Here is a 21,005-nt window from a genome sequence, read left to right as displayed (position 1 = left end):
TATGGAGGTTGACAGGATTGGAAGAGCCAGTATTCAAAAGAATCGTATTGAAGCTTAGCGGAGAAGCGCTGTCTGGTCAAACGGGGTATGGTATTGAATCCCAAACCATCGTAGCCATTGCGGAACAGATAAAGGCTGTTCATGTACTGGGTGTTGAGGTTGCCATTGTGGTTGGCGGAGGCAATATCTGGCGCGGTATCGCAGGCAGTGCAAGGGGCATCGACAGAGCCACCGCCGATTACATGGGAATGTTGGCTACGGTCATGAACGCGCTGGCTTTGCAGGACGCTCTGGAGAATGCCGGCGTGCCGACGCGAGTGCAATCTTCCATTACGATGCAGCAGGTGGCGGAGCCTTATATCAGACGGAGAGCCATCCGTCATCTGGAAAAAGGCCGGGTCGTCATTTTTGCCGCAGGAACAGGCAATCCTTATTTCTCCACCGATACCACTGCAGCTTTGCGTGCGGCGGAAATTGAGGCCGAAGTGATTCTGATGGCTAAGAACAAGGTGGACGGAGTCTATTCAGCTGATCCGTTCAAGGACCCTAATGCAGTGAAGTACGAGACCCTTACCTATCTGGACGTGCTTAACAAAAACCTGGGAGTTATGGATTCCACAGCTTCCTCACTTTGCAAAGACAATAACATTCCATTGATTGTTTTCTCGATTACGGAGAACGGCAATATCAAACGCGTGGTGCTTGGTGAGAAAATCGGCACCATAGTAAAAGGGAGTGTAGAATAGATGGCTCAATCCATTAAGAAAAATGCTGAAGAGCGCATGGAAAAGGGAGTAGCTTCTCTGAAAAAGGAACTGGCTTCCCTGCGTGCCGGACGTGCCACAACCAGCCTTCTGGACCGGATTCAAGTGGAATATTACGGTACAATGACGCCAGTTAATCAATTGGGCAATATTACCCTGCCGGACTCCCGGACACTGTTGATCCAGCCTTGGGACAAGTCGGTTATGAGCGCCATCGAGAAGGCGATTATGAAGTCCGATCTGGGACTTACTCCCGGCAACGACGGCAGCACCATCCGGCTGGTGATTCCCGCCCTTACGGAGGAGCGCCGCCAGGAGCTGGTAAAGCTGATTCGGAAATACGGTGAAGAGGCCAAGGTTGCCATCCGCAATATCCGCCGTGACGCCAACGACGATATTAAGAAGCTGGAGAAAACCGGCATGCCGGAGGACGAATCCCGCCGCCATCAGGATGATATCCAGAAGCAAACCGATAAGTACGTGGCTGAAATCGAGAAGGTTTTGGCAGCGAAAGAAAAGGAAATCATGGAAGTGTAAAACAACAGCCCCTTTCAATAAGGGGCTGTTCGGCCAAATCGGCCAAAACATGTGTGCCGGGGGAGATGACATGTTTCATTTGTTCAGAAAGGGAAAAACCGAGGAGGCGGCTCACGGGGAGATCACGAGAGAATCGCTTCTCCAGGGCCAGGTCCCCCGGCATGTTGCTGTCATCATGGACGGCAACGGACGGTGGGCCAAGCAGCGCGGACTTCCCCGTATCGCCGGACACCACAGCGGTATGAAGGCGGTCAAACGGGCCACCATCGCCGCTGACGACCTGGGCGTCAAAGTATTGACTATGTATGCCTTTTCCACGGAAAACTGGACCAGACCCCAGGAGGAAGTGGACTTTCTGATGAAGCTTCCCCAGGAGTTCCTGGCCATTGAGCTGGATGAGCTGGTGGAGAAGAATGTGCAGGTCCGCATGACCGGGATCAAAGAAGGGTTGCCGGCCCATACGCTGAAGGCGCTTGAGGAAGCGGAGGCACGTACCCGCGGCAATACCGGTCTTATCCTTAATTTTGCCCTGAACTACGGCGGCCGCAGTGAAATGCTGATCGCCATGCGGCAGGTGGCGGAGCGTGTGAAGAGCGGCGAGCTTGTCGTGGAGGATATTCAGGAGGAGACCATTCAATCCTCTCTCCTAACCTCCCATCTGCCGGATCCGGATCTCCTGATCCGCACCAGCGGGGAACTGCGGCTCTCCAATTTTATGCTTTGGCAGATGGCCTATACGGAGCTGTATTTCTCGCCCTTGTACTGGCCGGATTTTGGGGAGAAGCAATTCTTCGAGGCCGTACATGAGTATCAGAGAAGGTCGAGACGTTATGGCGGCCTGTGACCTATTGGAGGAATCGGCTTGAAACAGCGGATTATCACCGGCTTGCTGGCCGGAGGCGTATTTGTAGCAATGCTGGCGCTGGGCGGCTATTGGTTTTTGGGACTAGTGCTGCTTATGGCCATAATCGGTTATGATGAATTCATCCGGATGAACGGGCTGCAGAAGCAGCATTTCACCCGGTTTTTCGGCATGGCAGCCACCGTATGTCTGGTTGTTCCGTGGGAAACGGACCGGATCGGCTTCGGCTTGCCGGCAGAATCCTTTGTTTGGCTGATTCTGTTCGTGCTGCTGGCGGTAACGGTTATTTCCAAAAACAAGGTGACCATTGACCACGCGGCGGTTGTGTTTGTTGGTATTATCTATATCGGCTTCGGTTTTCATTATATGGTGTCGTCCCGCTGGATTGAAACAGACGGCCTGTTTTGGACGCTGCTGACCTTTCTGTGCATCTGGGCTTCGGATGCCGGTGCTTATTTCGCCGGAGTGGCTTTTGGCAAAACGCCCATGTGGCCTACAATCAGCCCGAAGAAAACCATTGAAGGGGCTGTTGGCGGCCTGCTGTTAGCCGTTGTGGTAGCGCTGGCTTTCCATTTTTATGCCCCGGATATTCTGAGTATTGGAAGAGCGGCGGCAATCGGCGTTTTGGCTGCAGCCGTGGGCCAAATGGGGGATCTGATCCAGTCGGCTTACAAACGTGTCAAAGGGATCAAGGATACAGGCTCCATTCTTCCCGGCCACGGAGGCATTCTCGACCGGGTGGACAGCTGGCTGATTGTATTCCCGTTCCTCTGTCTGGTTTCCCTTATTCCGTAATCAAGAAGCAAAGGACGTGCACACCATGAAAAAACGCATAGCGGTGTTGGGCTCAACCGGCTCCATCGGCACGCAGACCTTGGATGTGGTCGCCCATGACCCGGATTCCTATCAGGTGGAGGCGCTGGCGGCGGGCAGCAATCTGGCCTTGCTGCTGAAGCAGATCCAGATGTTCTCCCCGAAGCTGGTTTGTGTGTCCAACCGTCAGCTGGCGGATGAAGTGGAGGCCGCGGCAGGTCCGGGCATCAAGGTAGTGTACGGCGATGACGGACTGGTTGAAGCCGCAGCGGCTACCGAAGCCGAGCTGGTGGTGACTGCCGTTGTAGGCAGCGTCGGGCTGAAGCCTACCCTTGCCGCTATTGATGCAGGCAAAAGCATTGGGTTAGCCAATAAGGAAACCCTGGTGTCTGCGGGGCATCTGGTTTGTGAGCTGGCCCGCAAACGGGGCGTGTCCCTGTTGCCTGTGGACAGCGAGCATTCCGCCATCTTCCAATGCTTAAACGGGGAATCGCCCAAGGATATACATAAGCTGATTATCACTGCATCGGGCGGCTCCTTCCGGGACCGTACCCGGTCGGAGCTGGTTGGTGTTACGGTGGAAGAAGCCCTGCGCCATCCCAATTGGTCCATGGGCGCCAAGATCACCATCGATTCCGCCACCATGGTCAACAAAGGGCTGGAGGTCATTGAGGCCCATTGGCTCTTCAATATGGATTATGACCACATTGAGGTGATTCTCCATCCGGAAAGTGTGATCCACTCCATGGTGGAGTTCCGGGACCATAGCGTAATGGCTCAGCTGGGTACGCCGGATATGCGGATTCCCATTCAATACGCACTCACATACCCCCACCGGAAGCCAACGCCGGCCGAGCCCCTGCGGCTGACGGAGATCGGAAGGCTCAATTTCCGCACCATGGACATGGAACGGTATCCTTGCTTGGCGATGGCCTATGAAAGCGGAAGAGCCGGAGGTACGGCTCCCACCGTGTACAGTGCCGCCAATGAAGCGGCGGTTGCGCTGTTTCTGCAGGGCAAAATTGAGTTCCTGGAAATTGAGGACCGGATCGCCAGAGCCTTGGACGCCCACCGGAACGTGGCGCGCCCGGAGCTGGAAGAGATTCTGTTAGCTGATCGGCAGGCCAGAGAAATTGCCTCGCGTTTGTAATGTATCCATGTGAATAAGCCTCCCCCGAAACGGCATATGCTTAGGTATTAAAAGCGTCCAATACGGGCTCCAGGGCAGTCGGCTTGTATTGCCCTCGGTCTTAATGGTACTCTTTATGAAAGGACCTTTCTTTTACCAACTAAGGGGGAATCGATGTTGTCCAATATACAAGTCGGTCTTCAGATCGTGCTGATGTTCTTCGTGCTGGTTACCCTGCATGAATGGGGGCATTTTTACTTTGCCAAACGGGCGGGGATTCTGGTTCGGGAATTTGCCATCGGCTTCGGGCCGAAGCTTTTTTCGTACAAAAAGGGTGAAACCACCTATACGCTTCGGATTCTGCCCATCGGCGGGTACGTCCGGATGGCGGGGGAGGACCCGGAGATTGTACAGGCCAATCCCGGCCAAACCATCGGTGTACGGTTGAAGGACGAGGTGGTTACCCATCTGTTTTTGGACCAGCTCGACCAGCGCTCAAACGTCATTCAAGGTGAAATTGAGAGCATTGATCTGGAACGGGAGCTGTATGTCCGGCTGATTGTGGAAGGGGAACCGGTGCGTTTTGCCGTTGCCGAGGATGCCATGATGGTGGCCCGGGGCAAGGAAACCCAGATTGCCCCCTGGAACCGCCAGTTCGGCGGCAAAAGCGTCGGCAAACGGGCTTTGTCCATTTTTGCCGGTCCGGCCATGAACTTCATTCTGGCTTTTGTGTTGTTTCTGATCGTGATGATGATGAACGGGATGCCCACCAATGTAAAGCTGGGCAAAATTGAGCCTGGCAAACCGGCGGCTGTTGCCGGTCTGATGCCGGGGGATGTTGTGTTGGAGGTTAACCACACCCCCATCGGCAAGGACCAGACCCAGCTGTCCCAGCTGATCAAGAATTCCAAGGACCAGCCTATGCTTTGGATTATTGAACGCAACAAGGAGCAGATGCAGAAAACCATCACTCCCGTGGATATCGAAGGGACTGTCCGGGTGGGGGTGGAGCTGGGCTTTGACAAGCGCAGTGTCACCCCGGTGGAGGCTGTAGCCGGCGCATGGGACAATACCGTATTTATGACCAAGAATATATTGCTGGGCTTCAAACAAATGATCTTCGGCCAGTTCAAAATGGATGATCTGGGCGGACCCGTACGGATCGTCCAAATCTCCAGCGATTTCGCCCAGGCTGGCTTAAGCTCCATGATTTCACTGACCGCCTTCCTGAGCATCAACCTGGGGATCTTCAATCTGCTGCCCATTCCCGCATTGGATGGAAGCCGGCTGTTGTTCCTGGGGATTGAGGCCATCCGGGGGCGTCCGGTGGACCCCAACCGGGAGAGTATGGTGCATTTTATCGGCTTCGCCATGCTGATGCTGTTGATGATAGCCGTAACGTACAACGATATTGTACGATTGATACAGGGATAAACATTGGAGGTTTGTAACGCACATGTCCAAGGAAAAGCAATTTGTTAAGGAGATCACACCGCAAAGCGAGGACTTCTCCCGCTGGTATATCGACGTGATCAAAAAGGCCGATCTGATGAGCTACGCTCCTGTCCGCGGCTGTATTGTATTCAAGCCGGACAGCTATGAAATCTGGGAGAACATCCAGAAGGAGATGGACAGCCGCTTCAAGGAAACGGGCCACCGTAACGCCTACTTCCCGCTGTTTATCCCGGAGAGCTTCTTCCAGAAGGAGAAGGAGCATGTGGAGGGTTTCAACCCGGAGCTGCCGTGGGTAACGGAAGCGGCCGGCGAGAAGCTGGAGGAGCGCCTTGCTGTCCGGCCCACCTCCGAAACCATGTTCGGCCACATGTACGCCGAATGGATCAACTCTTACCGCGATCTGCCGCTGCTGATTAACCAATGGGCCAATGTAGTCCGTTGGGAGAAGCGCACGCAGCCGTTCCTGCGCACCAGCGAATTCCTCTGGCAGGAAGGACATACCGCCCACGAGGACGAAGCGGATGCCCGCCGCGAGACCATGCAGATGCTGGAGATCTACCGCGACTTCGCCGAGAACTTCCTGGCGATGCCGGTGATTACCGGCCAGAAGACCCCCTCGGAGAAATTCGCCGGCGCCGTGGACACCTATTCCATCGAAGCCATGATGAAGGACGGCAAGGCGGTACAAGCGGGCACCTCCCACTATCTGGGCACCAACTTTGCTGTAGCCTTCGATATCAAATATCTGGACCGCGACAACCAGCATCAATTCTGCCACACCACCTCCTGGGGCACCAGCACCCGTCTGATCGGTGCGCTGATCATGGTTCATGGTGATGACAGAGGGCTGGTGCTTCCGCCCAAGGTTGCCCCGACTCAGGTGATCATGATTCCCATCGGGCCGCCCAAAACCCGGGAGCCTGTTGTGGCGAAGGTGAACGAGTTGTATGCCGAGCTGAAGAAGGCCGGCGTACGTGTGAAGGTGGACGACCGCGAGGGCCAAAGCCCGGGCTGGAAGTTCAACGAGTACGAAATGCGCGGTGTTCCGATCCGCGTTGAGTTGGGTCCACGTGATCTGGAAGCCGGTCAAATGGTGCTGGTCTCCCGGGTCAGCGGCGAGAAGAAGGTTATCCGCCAGGAGGACTTCGTCCAGGAGGTCCAAACCATGCTGGAGGAGATTCACACCGCCATGCTGGAGAAGGCCCGCCAATTCCGGGACGAGCATATGACCGATGTGGATACCATGGACCAGTTCAAAGCATTCCTGGACGAGAAGCGCGGCTTCGCGTATGCGGGCTGGTGCGGCTCGGCCGACTGCGAGGCTAAGGTGAAGGAAGAAACCGGCGCTACCAGCCGGAATATTCCCTTCCAGCCGGCCGTCACCAAAACCACCTGCATCTGCTGCGGCCAGGAGGCCAAGCATACGGTTGTCTTCGGACGGGCGTACTAAAGATAAGAAGCGTTTACGGAGCTACCTCCGCTAAACGCTTTTTTTATTTTGAACATAGATGGTCGTTATGAACGGACTCAAAAGCCGTTGTCGCACGGAAAAACGCTGTTTTTTCGTTGGGGCGGACACAGGAGCCGTTATTGGCTGAAAAGGGCCCGAAATTGAGGGGAGAAGATTGGAATAAGGTATCGTGTGTCCGCGAAATTACCAAAAGTCCGATTTTTAGCAAAATAACGGCTTTCCAGTCCGCTTAAGAAGGGTGAGCAACCACCTCCAGGAGAAGGTGCCCGCAATTGCCTCCAAAAGGTCTTGACGAACCTTGTCTCTTCCCCCCACAATAGAAGGTGCGGCATTTACGGCTGTGACTGGCAAGATTGGAAGATACGGAGGTGTCCCCATGAGTAACCCTGCGGAGAAAAGGAAACGGTTTGAGCTGCTGCTTGGGCAGGCTCAGGTTCCCGCAGACGTGGCGGAAGCATATTTTTCGGATGGGTACATCGATATGGTGGAAGTCAGCCGCTCCAACAGGGAGTGGCATTTTCATCTCGTGAATGCGGTTTTGGTGCCGCGGGATATTTACCGGAGCTTCGTGAAGCTGATCCGGGAGCAATTCCGCCATATTGCGGATATCAAATTGACCTTCCACTATACAAATGCAGTAACGCCGGAGACGCTGGCGGAGGAATACTGGAGCCTGTTTGTGGAATGGGCCCAGCGGGAGTCCGCTTCGATCAACGGCTGGTTGGCCAAGGCTAAGATGGAAGCCAGCGGCACGGTGCTGACCGTGACCCTTCTGGATCAAATCGGATTGGAGCTGGCCAAAAAGAAGCAGGTGGACAACCTGGTGCGCCAGTTTTATGAACGGTATTTCGCCGGAACCTACCAGGTGAAGCTGAAGGTAACGGAATCGGTGCAGGAAAAAGAAGAGATCTACGACCAGTTTGCCCGTCAGGTGTCCGAGGAAGGCAAAAGCGTCACCCAGGAGATTCTTACCTCCATCGTCCGCGAGGAGGAAGCGTCCAAGGGTTCGGATGCGGAGCTGAAGCTGATGGTGGGCTACGATATCCGTGAGGATGCCGTTCCCCTGCAGCAGATTACCGAGGAAGAGAAGAAGGTTGCCATCCAGGGTATGGTCTTCGGCTTGGAGTCCAAGGAGCTGAAGACGGGAACGGTGCTGTTCTCCTTCAATATTACGGACTTTACCGATTCCCTGTCCATCAAGGCCTTCGCCAAAACCAAGGAAGATGTGAAGATTTACAGCCTGATCGCCAACGGCAAGTGGCTGAAGCTGCGGGGCAAGGTAGAGTATGACCGCTTCCAGAACCCGCCGGAGCTGATGATGATTCCTCAGGATGTCAATGAGGTGCTGCCGCCGGCAGAGCGCAAGGACAATGCTCCCGAGAAGCGGGTGGAGTTCCATGTTCACTCCAATATGAGCGCCATGGACGGATTGACCCCCGTGGACGAATATATCAAAACGGCTGCCAAATGGGGCCATAAGGCCATTGCCATCACCGACCATAGCGTAGTCCAGTCTTATCCGGATGCCAACAAAGCAGCCAAAAAGCACGGCATCAAGGTGCTGTACGGGATGGAAGCCAATGTGGTCAACGATAGCGTGGCCATAGTGCTCAATCCGGAGGCACGTCCTCTGAAGGAAGCGGAATATGTGGTGTTCGATATCGAGACCACGGGTTTATCGGTTATTAACAACAAGATCATCGAGTTGGCCGGGGTCAAAATGCGTGACGAAAAGGTGATCGACCGGTTCGCCACCTTCGTGAATCCCCATGAACGGATCCCGTATAACATCCAGCAACTGACCAACATTAACGACGATATGGTCCGGGGCGCCCCAGAGCTGGAGGATGTGCTGCCCAAATTCCGTGAGTTTGTGGGAGATGCGGTGCTGGTTGCCCATAACGCCCGGTTCGATATCGGCTTCATCCAGGCCAACCTGAAATCTCTGGGCCAGCCCCCAATGGATAATCCCGTGCTGGATACGCTGGAGATGGCCCGGCTGCTTCTCCCCAATCTGAAGAATCACCGGCTGAATACCCTGTCGGACCGGTTCAAGGTTTCTCTGGAAAATCACCACCGCGCCGTGGACGATGCGGAGGCCTTGGGGTACGTGCTGTACCACCTGATCAAGGAGGCGGACAACCGGCGTATTACCGGGTTGGCGGAGCTTAATGAGCATGTGGGCAAGGACTTGTCCAACCAACGGCCCTTCCACTGCTGCATCTACGCCAAAACCCAGGCAGGGAAGAAGAACCTGTACAAGCTGGTTTCCCTCTCCCATACCAAATATTACAATCGGGTGCCCTGTATCCCCAAAAGTGTGCTGACCGAATACCGGGAAGGGCTTCTGGTGATCTCCGGTTGTGAGAGGGGCGAATTCTACGAGACAGTTCTCAATAAGTCGGTAGAGGAAGCCGAGAACGTGGCCCTGTTTTACGATGTGCTGGAGATCCAGCCCGTCGAGGTGAATATGCACCTGGTGGAAAAAGGTCTTGTCGGCAGCAAGGAGGACTTGGAGGGGGCGATTCGCCGGGTAATCGAAATCGGCCGCAAGCTGGGCAAACCTGTGATTGCCACCGGCAATGTCCATTACCTGACTCCAAGGGATAAGATCTGTCGGGATATCACCATAAACGGCATTACCGGCTTCAGTCCGCTGAAGGACCAGCGCAAGCCGGATGTGCATTTGCGCACCACTGAGGAGATGCTCCGGGAGTTTGCTTTTTTGGGCGAGGAAACGGCATATAAGGTTGTGGTGGAGAATACCTCCGCGCTGGCGGACGAGTTTGAGGAAATCAAGCTGTTCCCCAAAACGGGGGGCCCTACAGACAACGGTCTGTTTTCTCCTATTATTGAAGGTTCCGAGGAGGAAATCCGCACCAAATGTTATGACACGGCCAAACGGATGTACGGCGAACCTGTGCCTGAGATTGTAACCGCACGGCTGGAGAAGGAATTAAAGCCTATTATCGGCTACGGCTTCTCCGCCAACTATCTGATTTCCGAGCGTCTTGTGAAAAAATCCAATTCGGACGGATATCTGGTCGGCTCCCGGGGCTCCGTAGGCTCCTCCTTTGTGGCCACGGCACTGGGCATCTCCGAGGTTAACCCGCTTCCGCCTCATTATATGTGTCTCTCCTGCCAATACAGCGAGTGGTTCACGGACGGCAGCATTCCCTCAGGCTTTGATTTGCCGAATAAGGATTGTCCGAACTGCGGTGCACCGCTGAAGGGGGAAGGCCAGGATATTCCCTTCGAAACCTTCCTGGGTTTTAAAGGGGACAAGGTTCCCGATATTGACTTGAATTTCTCCGGCGATTACCAGCCGATAGCCCATAACTACACCAAGGTGCTGTTCGGCGAGAAAAATGTATTCCGTGCAGGCACCATCGGCACCGTAGCCGAAAAAACTGCCTTCGGCTTCGTCAAGAAGTTCGAGGAGGAAAAGGGCGGCAACTGGCGGCTGGCGGAAATCAACCGGCTGGCGGCCGGCTGCACCGGCGTGAAACGGAGCACCGGCCAGCATCCGGGCGGCATCGTGGTTGTCCCCGATTATATCGACGTAGAGGATGTAACGCCAGTCCAGTTTCCGGCGGATGATACCAGCGCTGACTGGCAAACCACCCATTTTGACTACCATGCTTTTGAGGAAAATCTCCTCAAGCTGGATATTCTGGGACATGACGATCCGACCATGATGCGGATGCTCCAGGACCTGACGGGCATTGATCCTACGACCCTGCCCATGAATGATCCCAAGGTGATGAGCATGTTCAACTCTGTGGAGGCATTGGGCGTTACTCCTTCACAGATCCGTTCTACCGTAGCCACCTACGGCGTACCCGAAATGGGCACCAAGTTCGTCCGCCAGATGCTGGAGGAATCACAGCCCACCACCTTTGCCGATTTGCTGCAGATTTCCGGTCTGTCCCATGGAACGGGTGTATGGCTGGGAAATGCCCAGGAGCTCATCAAAAACGGTACCTGCTCCATCAAAACGGTGATTGGCTGCCGGGATGACATTATGCTTTATCTCATATATAAAGCGGGTATGGATGCGGGGCTGGCCTTCAAAATCACCGAAAGTGTGCGGAAGGGCCGGGGCTTAAGCGAAGAGTGGAAGGATGAGATGAAGAAGTGCAATGTACCGGCCTGGTACATTGATTCCTGTGAGAAAATCCAGTACATGTTCCCGAAGGCGCATGCCTCGGCTTACGTTATTTCCGCGGTGCGGACGGCCTACTTCAAGCTGTATCATCCCATTGAATTTTACGCCACCTACTTTACGGTCCGGGCGGAGTCCTTCGAGGTGGAGCTGTTCTGCCAGGGTTATGACGCTATCCTAAGCAAGCTACTGGAGATTGAAGCCAAGGGTTTCCAGGCTACACCCAAGGAGAAGGGCATGATTTCCTTTCTGGAAATGGCTCTGGAAATGACCGCCCGCGGCTTTGGTTTTAAACCGGTGGATCTGTACCGCTCCCATGCCACCAAGTTCCTGGTAGACGGGGACAAGCTTTTGTTCCCCTTCTCTGCAGTGGACGGCATCGGCGAAAATGCGGCCAAGCAGATTGCGGCAGCCAAGGATGAAGGGGGAGATTTCCTCTCCATCGAAGACTTCCAGCAGCGCAGCCGCGCCACCAAAACCATTGTGGAGCTGTTGAAGACCATGGGCTGCTTCCGGGGCCTGCCGGATTCCAACCAGCTTTCGCTCTTTTAATATCATAAAGAGGACATATGCAAAAAAAAGGACTGGACAACGGCTTAGGCCGTTCCAGTCCTTTATGCGTAGGTTGGGCGTTGCGCTTGTCAGGAGGCAAGGCCTGCCGGTTTCTTGGATAGGAACATCCGGGTAAAAAGAAAGCGGGTCAACGGACCGACCACCAATAGCTGAAGCGGCAGAGCGGCCAGCAAATTCAGCCCGTAGGTCTTAAGCCACCGCAGAAGCAGGCCGGAATCCACCCCGCCATGCATGAGTGTGCCGAACAAGGACATGCAAAGCGCCATGCCCAGTACCATGCAGGTGGAAATAACCAGTACCTTTTTCACGGGATGGGCATCCGGCGCAAGCAGCTTGAAGGCCAGCCCTTTGGCGACTTTGCCTACAATAAAGATATCCAGCACCAGAGCCACGGCCAACGCCGGAAAGAAAGCCACAGCAGCCTCAGCGAAAATGGCGGTTGTGAAGCCTTCGGACAGCATCACATTGTACATACACATAAACAAAACCATGAAAAAGCACATTACGGACGTAAACACCAGCATTTCTTTTTTGTTTCTCCCCATGGGACAGCTCCTTTATCTCTATTGAGATTCGTTTTATACTGGATTATCATAACGAATCATCTCGAATACTGTCAACCTAGTTTACAATAAATCCGGCAGAGGAGGCTAACATGATGAGTGACGTCAAACGTTCCTTGGGTCTCATTGACCTGATCAGCGAAAAGCATATGGAGCTGCGCAAAAAACTGCATGAGGCAAGCGGCCAGCCGGTTAACAAGTCGGAGGCGCATATCCTGGCTGTTCTGGAGGCAAACGGGGTTCTAAGCATATCGCAGATCGGCCGGTTGATCGGTATGACCCGGCAGGGTGTTCATAAATATATGCTGGGCTTACAGACGGCAGGGCTGGTTGCCCCTGCCACCGCAGACGGGAATGCCCGGGACCGCCGGGTGGAACTGACCCCGCATGGGCGGGAGACTGTAAGGCTTCTGGAGGAGACGAAGCAGCGGCTGGAGGAAGAGATCACCCGGCGTCTTGGAAAAGCAGAGATGGAACGTCTTTTGGAGTTGCTCCGCGGCAAATGGCTGACTTAATCGGCCTGAAAAGTGGAATAATTGATTAGAACGGATTTTCCCGCTCCCTACGGCCGTTCCTTGGCCCGGCCTTCCATGGTTTCTATTGTAAATAATACGACATCTGTGATATACTTCTATAGGTGATGTTGGATACTGCACGACGGTCGAGAGTGGGGAAACCCACTCTTTGCTCTTTGAATAAGGAGTTTTAGGGCTCCGGGGGCAAGGTTTGCAGAGGAACAATAAGCAGAATTAACCGCGTATGAGGGGGCATTGTGTTTTGAGCTTGCAGATAAAATCGGCAGTTGAAAGCATGGTCAAGCCGTTTCTCGACGAAAACGGTTTTGAACTGGTGGACATTGAATATGTGAAAGAGGGAAGCAACTGGTTCCTCCGGGTTTACGTGGACAAGGACGGCGGCATCGATATCGACGATTGCGGCAGGGTCAGCGAATACGTGAGCGAGAAGCTGGACGAGAATGATCCCATTCCGGGGGCGTATTTCCTGGAGGTTTCTTCACCCGGCGCCGAACGCCCATTGAAGAAGCCTGCGGATTTCGTGAAAGCGGTAGGCAAGCACGTATTCGTCACCACCTATGAGCCGGTGGACGGACTGAAGGAATTCGAAGGCACGCTGGAAGCGTATGACGAAGCGGGCCTTACGGTCAAAATGGGCAAAAAAACCCATGCGATTCCTTCCGCGAAGCTGGCCAGCGCGCGTTTGGCCATCGTGTTTTAACACATAACGACTTGGACGGTTGCACATTGAAAGGAGGAATTCCATTCCCATGAACGCTGATTTTATCGAAGCCCTGTCGGAATTGGAGAGAGAGAAAGGAATAAGTAAGGATATTCTTCTGGAGGCTATTGAAGCGGCGCTGATTTCCGGATACAAGCGCAATTTCAATACGGCCCAGAACGTGCGGGTGGACATCAACAAAATGACAGGCCTCATCAAGGTCTATGCCCGCAAGACAGTGGTGGAGAATGTGCTGGACCCCCGGATGGAAATTTCCGTGGAGGCCGCGCGCCAGGTTAGCCCCAGCTATACGCTGGAGGATATTGTGGAGATTGAGGTTACCCCGAAGGACTTCGGACGGATTGCCGCCCAGACGGCCAAGCAGGTGGTGACCCAGCGCATCCGTGAAGCGGAGCGCGGCCTGATCTACAATGCTTACATTGATAAGGAAGAGGACATTGTAACCGGCATTGTGCAGCGCCAGGATCTGCGTAATCTGTACGTGGATCTGGGCAAGGTGGAGGCGGTGCTTCCCGTTGGCGAGATGATGGCCGGTGACAAGTTCACCCACGGCGATCGGGTAAAGGCGTACATCACCAAGGTGGAGAATACCACCAAGGGTCCGCAGATTATTTTGTCCCGGACGCATCCCGGCCTGCTGAAGCGTCTGTTCGAGCTGGAAGTGCCGGAAATTTACGACGGTGTGGTGGAAATCCGCTCCGTTGCCCGTGAAGCCGGCTTCCGCTCCAAGATTGCCGTCCATTCCCGCAATTCCGAGGTAGAGCCCGTCGGGTCCTGCGTTGGCCCTAAGGGAGTCCGGGTGCAGACCATCGTCAATGAGCTGAAGGGTGAAAAAATCGACATCGTGCGCTGGTCCGAAAATGTGGACGAATATGTGGCTAATGCGCTGTCCCCCTCCAAGGTGGTAGAGGTGAATGTATTCGAGAGCGAAAAAATGTGCCGGGTCATTGTGCCGGACTACCAGCTCTCCCTGGCCATCGGCATCAAGGGGCAAAACGCCAGACTGGCAGCCAAGCTGACCGGCTGGAAGATCGACATCAAGAGCGAGACGCAAGCCGAGCAGGAATATGGCCGGCCCAAAACCTCGTCCGAGCTGATGCACCAGGATTCGGTAAGCATCGACTAGCCGCAGGCCTGGAGCAAGGAAGTGTGAATTTTGCGGCAAACGGGTGGTGGAACAATGAAACCTAGGAAAATCCCTCTCCGGAAGTGTGTAGCCTGCCAGGAGATGAAGGCCAAGAAGGAACTCATTCGCGTCGTCCGCACCCCGGACGAGCAAATTCTCATAGACTTATCCGGCAAAAAATCCGGCCGGGGCGCGTACTTGTGCGGCAAGGCCTCCTGCTTTAAGCTGGCGAAGAAAAGCAAGGCGCTGGACAGAGCCCTGAAGCAGGCGGTAAGCCCGGATATTTATGACCAGTTGGAGCAGGATTTCATTCGGGTAGAGGATGAGTTCCACGCGCTGAAGGAATTGGAGCCTGAAGATGAATAAATCATTGTCTACGTTGGGGCTTGCCATGCGTGCCGGAAAAGTGCTGGCAGGCGACGATACTGTGTTGAAGGCGGTCCGCTCAGGCGAAGCCAAGCTGGTGATTCTGGCTGTGGACGCCGCTGCCAATGCGCAGAAAAAGTACAGGGATAAATGCTCACATTACCAGATTCCGTTAGTGGAGTATGGCACCCGTCTTGAGCTTGGTGGGGCAGTGGGCAAGGTTGATCGGGTGGTCCTGGCCGTGACGGATGACGGATTCGCCGGCAGAATCGCCCAGGGCTTGGCAAAACCTGCGGAGGTGGAAGAACATTGACAAAACAGGACAAACAGGATAATAAAGATAAACTGAGAGTCTATGAATACGCCAAAACTTTAAATATGAGCAGTAAGGAGATTATTACTATTCTAAAAAGACAGGGAATTACCGTAAACAATCACATGAGTGTGCTGGAGCCCAACATGGTCGGCTCCGTGGAACAATTTTTCCGTGACGTTAAAGCCAATGCCGCTGCAAAGCGGGTGGCGGAAACTTCAGGCAATGTAGCAGCATCCACACCGCCTGCTCCGGAGAAGAAGCAGGCATCTATGGTTCAGGCTCAGCCTGCCAAGTCCGAATCCCCTGCAGCAAGTGCAGAAACGGCCTCCAAGCCGCAGCAGTCCGAAGAGAGCTCTGCTCCGGCCCCGCGTGCACCGGAAGCTTCTGCATCTGCACCGGCTGAGCGCCGCGAAGGTCAAAGCAGCAGCCAAGGCGGCTATCAGCGCCGTGAAGGCCAAGGCAGCAGCAGCCAAGGCGGCTATCAACGCCGTGAAGGCCAAGGCAGCGGCGGTCAAGGCGGGTACCAGCGCCGTGATGGCCAAGGCAGCGGCGGTCAAGGAGGTCAAGGCGGGTACCAACGCCGTGATGGTCAAGGCAGCGGCGGTCAAGGAGGCCAAGGCGGCTACCAACGCCGTGAAGGCCAAGGTACTGGCGGTCAAGGAGGCCAAGGCGGCTACCAGCGTCGTGAAGGTCAAGGTACTGGCGGTCAAGGAGGCCAAGGCGGCTACCAACGCCGTGAAGGCCAAGGTACTGGCGGTCAAGGAGGCCAAGGCGGCTACCAGCGTCGTGAAGGTCAAGGTACTGGCGGTCAAGGAGGCCAAGGCGGCTACCAACGCCGTGAAGGCCAAGGTACTGGCGGTCAAGGAGGCCAAGGCGGCTACCAACGCCGTGATGGTCAAGGCAGCGGCGGTCAAGGAGGCCAAGGAGGCTACCAACGCCGTGAAGGCCAAGGTACTGGCGGTCAAGGCGGTTACCAGCGCCGTGATGGTCAAGGCAGCGGCGGTCAAGGAGGCCAAGGCGGCTACCAACGCCGTGATGGTCAAGGCAGCGGTGGTCAAGGAGGCCAAGGCGGTTTCCAACGCCGTGACGGTCAAGGAGGCGGTCAAGGCGGGTTCCAACGCCGTGATGGCCAGGGAAGCGGCGGCCAAGGAGGCCAAGGCGGCTTCCAACGCCGTGATGACCGTGGACCGGGACTGGGTGCTATGGCATCGGCTTTGCAATCTGCAGGCGCCCCCGTGTCCAGCAGCTCTCCTACCCGCAGAAATAACGACCGGGACAAAAACCGCGGCGAGCACGGCCGCAATGACTATCAAGCCAGAAAGCCCGTACAGGATAAGCCGATCCGCGTACCAACCAATGTATCGGCGGATGACGATATTGTGCTCGATCTGCCCGCAGCAGGCGCAGCCAAGGTAGGCAGCGGCAAACGCGGCAAACCGGCTCCCAAACGTTCCGACGACCGGGGCGGCAACAACCGTTATGGCAACAGAGGCCGCAACCAGCAGCAAAACGTTGTCAGGAAAGAAAAGATCGACAATACCCCCAAGAAGGTGATTGTCCGCGGCACCATGACTGTCGGCGAATTCGCCAAGCTGCTGCATAAGGATGTCTCCGAACTGATTAAGAAGCTCCTGTTCTTGGGTGTGATGGCTACCATCAACCAAGAGCTGGATTTGGATACCATTCAGCTGCTTGCCACCGATTATGGTGTGGAAGTGGAACTGAAGATTCCCGTTGACGAAACCAACATCGAAGCAACGGAAGAAAATGACGATCCCGCTGATTTGCAGGAGCGTCCTCCGGTTGTCACCATCATGGGCCACGTTGACCATGGTAAAACCACCCTGCTGGATGCAATCCGCCATACCAATGTGACGGAAGGCGAAGCAGGCGGCATTACCCAGCATATTGGAGCATACCAAGCGGAAATCAACGGCCGGAAGATCACCTTCCTGGATACCCCGGGCCATGAAGCCTTCACATCCATGCGTGCCCGCGGCGCCCAGGTCACAGATATCACCATCCTGGTAGTTGCAGCCGATGACGGTGTTATGCCTCAAACCAAGGAAGCCATTGCCCATGCCAAGGCGGCCAAGGTGCCGATTATCGTGGCTGTTAACAAGATCGATAAGCCGGATGCCAATGCGGACCGGATTAAGCAGGAATTGATGGAATTCGAACTGGTTCCTGAGGAGTGGGGCGGCGAGACCATTTTCGCCAGTATCTCTGCCAAGCAGCGCATCGGTTTGGAAAACCTTCTTGAAATGATCCTTCTGGTAGCGGATGTCCAGGAGCTTAAGGCTAACCCCAACAAACGCGCCAGAGGCACTGTTATCGAAGCCGAGCTGGATAAGGGCAAGGGACCGGTTGCACGGGTACTCGTGCAGAACGGTACGCTTAAGGTGGGCGACTCCTTTATCGCCGGGAACACCTTCGGCCGTGTACGGGCCATGGTCAATGACAAGGGCAAGCGTCTGAAGGAAGCCGGTCCGTCCACACCAGTGGAAATTACCGGTCTGACAGAAGTGCCGCAAGCCGGCGATATGTTCCTTGCCTTCGAAGACGAGCGCAAGGCACGGGAAATTGCCGAGAAGCGTACTACCAACCAGCGTCAAGCCGATATGGGAGCTAATACCCGGGTAACCCTGGACGATCTGTTCAAGCAGATTAAGGAAGGGGAAATCAAGGATCTCAACGTCATCATCAAGGGCGACGTACAAGGATCTGTTGAAGCACTCCGCGGCTCCCTGGAAAAGATCGAAGTGGAAGGCGCGCGGGTTAAGATTCTGCATGCAGGCGTAGGTGCTGTCACCGAGTCTGACATCATTCTGGCTTCCGCATCCAATGCGATTATCATCGGCTTTAACGTCCGTCCTGAACCTGCTGCTCTTGCAACGGCAGAGCAGGAGAAGGTTGATATCCGTCAGCACCGCGTTATCTACAAGGTTATTGAAGAAATTGAATCTGCGATGAAGGGCCTTCTGGACCCTGTATTCAAGGAAAGTGTCATCGGCCAGGCGGAAGTCCGCAACACCTTTAAGATTTCCAAGGTGGGTACGATTGCGGGTTGTATGGTCATTAGCGGCAAGATCGCCCGTTCCGCAGAGGCCCGCCTGATTCGTCAAGGCATCGTGGTTTACGAAGGCAAATTGGATTCCCTCAAACGCTTCAAGGACGACGCCAAGGAAGTGGCGCAAGGTTACGAATGCGGCATTACCCTTGACCGGTTTAACGACCTGAAGGAAGGGGATATTATAGAAGCATTTATCATGGAGAGCGTAGAGAGGTGAAATAGGCATGGCCAAAATTCGCACCGGCCGGGTAGGGGAGCAAATCAAGAAGGAACTCAGCCTCATTCTGCAAACCGAGTTTAAGGATCCGCGGATGGGCTTCACCACCATCACTGGTGTAGAGGTAACCAATGATTTTTCCCAAGCGAAGGTATACTTGAGCGTTCTTGGTTCCGATCAGGAACGCCAGGATACGCTGAAGGCGCTGGAGCGCGGCAAAGGCTTTATCCGTTCGGAACTGTCCAAACGGGTAAGACTCCGCATTGTTCCCGAGTTGATTTTCCTTATTGACAGCTCGGTGGCTTACGGCAGCCGGATTGAGGAGCTCATTCACCGGATCAAAGAGGATGAATCATGAGCGGACCGAATCTGTCTTCGCCTGCTGACGCCTACCGGAATCAGCTGGAGGAAGCCAAAGCTTTTATTCTGGCGCATGACCATTTCCTGGTGGTGTCCCACGTGAACCCAGACGGGGATGCCATCGGCTCTACCCTGGCCGTTGGCCAGATGCTTCAGCTGTTGGGGAAATCCTTCGTCACAATCAATGAAGGGGAGGTTCCCTCTAAGTTCGGTATGCTGCCCCGATCCGCCGAGATTCTGAACTATTCCCGGCGGAGCAGCGCTGAGCCGCTTCCTCCTTTCAACTGTGTTATTGCTGTCGATTGTGCGGATTACCAGCGGATTGGGCTTGTTAAAGAATGGTTTACCACGGAAACGCCGATTCTTAATATCGATCATCACCCCACCAACGACGGCTTTGGCCGGGTCAACCTGATCCGTGCCGATGCCGCCGCTACGGCGGAGGTGCTGTACGATCTGGCTACACTGCTGACCATCAGCTGGGCGAAGCCGCTTGCGGACTGTATCTATACCGGGCTTTTGACCGACACGGGAGGCTTCCGGTATTCCAATACCACTCCCCGCGTGCTAAAAATTGCCTCCGAAATGCTGGAGTATGGTGTAGACGGCAATGATCTGGCGGACCAGTTCTTGGAGAAATTAACCTTATCCCACGTGATGGTGCTGCAAAAGGCGCTTGCCTCCTTGAACTTTAACGTGGACAAGCGGATTGCCTGGGTGAGCGTGTCGCTGCAGGATGTGGCGGATGCCCATGCCCAGAATGCCGATCTCGAAGGGCTTGTAAATTATCCCCGCAATATTGAAGGCGTCGAGGTAGGACTTTTGTTCAAACAGATTGACGGTGAAAAGTGGAAGGTCAGCTTCCGCTCCGCCGGATTGGTGGATGTGGCTGATGTGGCCAAGCATTTTGGCGGCGGGGGTCATATCCGGGCGGCTGGCTGTGCCGTTAAGGGAACGCTTGACCAGATCGAGGAGCAGGTTCTCCAGGAAATTCAAAGGAGGCTGCCATGAGTTTGGAAGGTGTTCTGCCCATCTGGAAACCCGTTCAATTTACATCCCATGATGTGGTGGCGAAAGCACGTGGCATACTCAAAATGAAGCGGATTGGACACACGGGCACCCTGGATCCCATGGTAACCGGTGTCCTTCCCTTATGCTTGGGCAGGGCGACCCGTTTGGTGGAATATATCCAGGAAATGCCCAAGGAATATGAGGCCAAACTGGTAATCGGGCTGGCCACGGATACGGAGGATCTCACCGGCAGCGTCATTGAACGCGTGGATCAGGTGACGGTCAACGAACAGCAGATTCAAGAGGTTATGGACCGGTTTACCGGTGTGATTGAACAGATTCCCCCGATGTATTCGGCAGTGAAGGTGGATGGGAAACGATTGTATGAGCTTGCCCGCGGCGGCGAGGTAGTGGAGCGCCAGCCCAGGCAGGTTACCATCCACAGCATACATATCCTATCGGTCAAGCTGGATGTATCGGAGCCGGAGATTGTGTTCCGGGTCCGCTGCTCCAAAGGCACGTATATCCGCACCCTGTGCTCCGATATCGGACGGGCTCTGGGTTATCCGGCGGTTATGGCAGAGCTGGTCAGAACCGGAACAGGCGGTTTGACCCGGGCGCAGTGCGTCACTCTTGAGGAGCTGGCCGAGGCCAAGCAGCACGGGGACGGGGCTTTGGCCCAATGGCTGATTCCCGCTGACCAGGCAATTTCCTTTTTTCCAGCCGTCGAGGTTGGAGGAGAGGCGGCGGTTCATGCCCGCCAGGGCAAAAAAATCCGTTTAGCAGCGGACGAAGCCGCCAAACAGCCGGACATGGAGCTGCCTCTGCAGATGCGCAGGCTTAAGCGGGTGTACGGACCCGGAGCGGACTTCCTCGGCCTGTTCAGGCTGGAGGAGGACGACCGGACGCTGGCGGCAGAGAAAGTGTTTTTGCCGGAGGCTTGATGA

General features: G+C 55.0%; 18 protein-coding genes and 1 pseudogene. 18 read left to right on the top strand and 1 reads right to left on the bottom strand.

Features of this window, described 5'->3' with window-relative positions:
* The first annotated feature begins 17 nt into the window (after positions 1–17).
* From pyrH to ACI1P1_RS02060, 8 genes are all read left to right on the top strand, one after another.
* Positions 18–746 carry a UMP kinase gene (gene pyrH / locus ACI1P1_RS02095; protein ID WP_416214687.1) on the top strand — a complete coding sequence of 243 codons (729 nt, stop codon included), beginning with the start codon at positions 18–20 and terminating at the stop codon, positions 744–746.
* On the top strand, positions 747–1,301 hold the full coding sequence (frr, locus tag ACI1P1_RS02090) for a ribosome recycling factor (protein ID WP_416214686.1): 555 nt from the start codon (positions 747–749) through the stop codon (positions 1,299–1,301).
* A 70-nt stretch (positions 1,302–1,371) separates the two neighbouring features.
* A complete protein-coding gene (locus tag ACI1P1_RS02085; RefSeq protein WP_416214685.1) occupies positions 1,372–2,145 on the top strand; it encodes an isoprenyl transferase in 774 nt (257 codons plus the stop codon).
* An 18-nt stretch (positions 2,146–2,163) separates the two neighbouring features.
* Complete coding sequence (locus tag ACI1P1_RS02080) at positions 2,164–2,958, top strand: phosphatidate cytidylyltransferase (protein ID WP_416214684.1); 795 nt, start codon at positions 2,164–2,166, stop codon at positions 2,956–2,958.
* A 25-nt stretch (positions 2,959–2,983) separates the two neighbouring features.
* On the top strand, positions 2,984–4,126 hold the full coding sequence (locus tag ACI1P1_RS02075) for a 1-deoxy-D-xylulose-5-phosphate reductoisomerase (protein ID WP_416214683.1): 1,143 nt from the start codon (positions 2,984–2,986) through the stop codon (positions 4,124–4,126).
* A 156-nt stretch (positions 4,127–4,282) separates the two neighbouring features.
* Positions 4,283–5,539, top strand: coding sequence for an RIP metalloprotease RseP (rseP, locus tag ACI1P1_RS02070; RefSeq protein WP_416214787.1), 1,257 nt, complete (start codon positions 4,283–4,285; stop codon positions 5,537–5,539).
* A gap of 22 nt (positions 5,540–5,561) precedes the next feature.
* Positions 5,562–7,010: a proline--tRNA ligase gene (proS, locus tag ACI1P1_RS02065; RefSeq protein ID WP_416214682.1), complete on the top strand. Its 1,449-nt coding sequence runs from the start codon at positions 5,562–5,564 to the stop codon at positions 7,008–7,010.
* A gap of 397 nt (positions 7,011–7,407) precedes the next feature.
* Entirely contained in the window at positions 7,408–11,748 is a 4,341-nt protein-coding gene (locus ACI1P1_RS02060; protein ID WP_416214681.1) for a PolC-type DNA polymerase III, read from the top strand.
* An 89-nt stretch (positions 11,749–11,837) separates the two neighbouring features.
* Here the strand turns inward: ACI1P1_RS02060 and ACI1P1_RS02055 are convergent, their stop codons facing one another.
* Positions 11,838–12,314, bottom strand: coding sequence for a DUF2798 domain-containing protein (locus ACI1P1_RS02055; RefSeq protein ID WP_416214680.1), 477 nt, complete (start codon positions 12,312–12,314; stop codon positions 11,838–11,840).
* A 110-nt stretch (positions 12,315–12,424) separates the two neighbouring features.
* Between ACI1P1_RS02055 and ACI1P1_RS02050 the strand changes: the two genes are divergently transcribed.
* From ACI1P1_RS02050 to truB, 10 genes and pseudogenes are all read left to right on the top strand, one after another.
* Entirely contained in the window at positions 12,425–12,847 is a 423-nt protein-coding gene (locus ACI1P1_RS02050) for a MarR family winged helix-turn-helix transcriptional regulator (protein WP_416214679.1), read from the top strand.
* A gap of 262 nt (positions 12,848–13,109) precedes the next feature.
* Entirely contained in the window at positions 13,110–13,568 is a 459-nt protein-coding gene (gene rimP / locus ACI1P1_RS02045; protein ID WP_416214678.1) for a ribosome maturation factor RimP, read from the top strand.
* Positions 13,569–13,617: 49 nt separating this feature from the next.
* Entirely contained in the window at positions 13,618–14,715 is a 1,098-nt protein-coding gene (gene nusA, locus ACI1P1_RS02040) for a transcription termination factor NusA (RefSeq protein ID WP_416214677.1), read from the top strand.
* Between the two features lie 54 nt (positions 14,716–14,769).
* Complete coding sequence (rnpM, locus tag ACI1P1_RS02035; protein WP_416214676.1) at positions 14,770–15,081, top strand: RNase P modulator RnpM; 312 nt, start codon at positions 14,770–14,772, stop codon at positions 15,079–15,081.
* On the top strand, positions 15,074–15,394 hold the full coding sequence (locus ACI1P1_RS02030; RefSeq protein WP_416214675.1) for a L7Ae/L30e/S12e/Gadd45 family ribosomal protein: 321 nt from the start codon (positions 15,074–15,076) through the stop codon (positions 15,392–15,394). Before rnpM ends, ACI1P1_RS02030 begins: the two co-directional genes overlap by 8 nt.
* Positions 15,391–15,528: pseudogene (locus tag ACI1P1_RS29730) on the top strand (translation initiation factor IF-2 N-terminal domain-containing protein); the annotation flags it as partial. The gene ACI1P1_RS02030 and the pseudogene ACI1P1_RS29730, both read left to right, overlap by 4 nt.
* A gap of 1,104 nt (positions 15,529–16,632) precedes the next feature.
* Positions 16,633–18,687: a translation initiation factor IF-2 gene (infB, locus tag ACI1P1_RS29725; RefSeq protein ID WP_463605672.1), complete on the top strand. Its 2,055-nt coding sequence runs from the start codon at positions 16,633–16,635 to the stop codon at positions 18,685–18,687.
* Positions 18,688–18,694: 7 nt separating this feature from the next.
* Positions 18,695–19,045, top strand: coding sequence for a 30S ribosome-binding factor RbfA (gene rbfA, locus ACI1P1_RS02020; protein WP_416214673.1), 351 nt, complete (start codon positions 18,695–18,697; stop codon positions 19,043–19,045).
* Entirely contained in the window at positions 19,042–20,058 is a 1,017-nt protein-coding gene (locus tag ACI1P1_RS02015; protein WP_416214672.1) for a DHH family phosphoesterase, read from the top strand. The genes rbfA and ACI1P1_RS02015 overlap by 4 nt, the downstream gene beginning before the upstream one ends.
* The gene (gene truB / locus ACI1P1_RS02010; RefSeq protein ID WP_416214671.1) at positions 20,055–21,002 is read left to right on the top strand and encodes a tRNA pseudouridine(55) synthase TruB; all 948 of its coding nucleotides are present in this window, start codon (positions 20,055–20,057) and stop codon (positions 21,000–21,002) included. The genes ACI1P1_RS02015 and truB overlap by 4 nt, the downstream gene beginning before the upstream one ends.
* Positions 21,003–21,005: the final 3 nt, after the last annotated feature.

Origin of the sequence: Paenibacillus mesotrionivorans (assembly GCF_046098205.1) — a bacterium.
Classification (GTDB): Bacteria; Bacillota; Bacilli; order Paenibacillales; family NBRC-103111; genus Paenibacillus_AR; species Paenibacillus_AR mesotrionivorans.
This window is presented reverse-complemented; position numbering and strand designations above follow the sequence as displayed.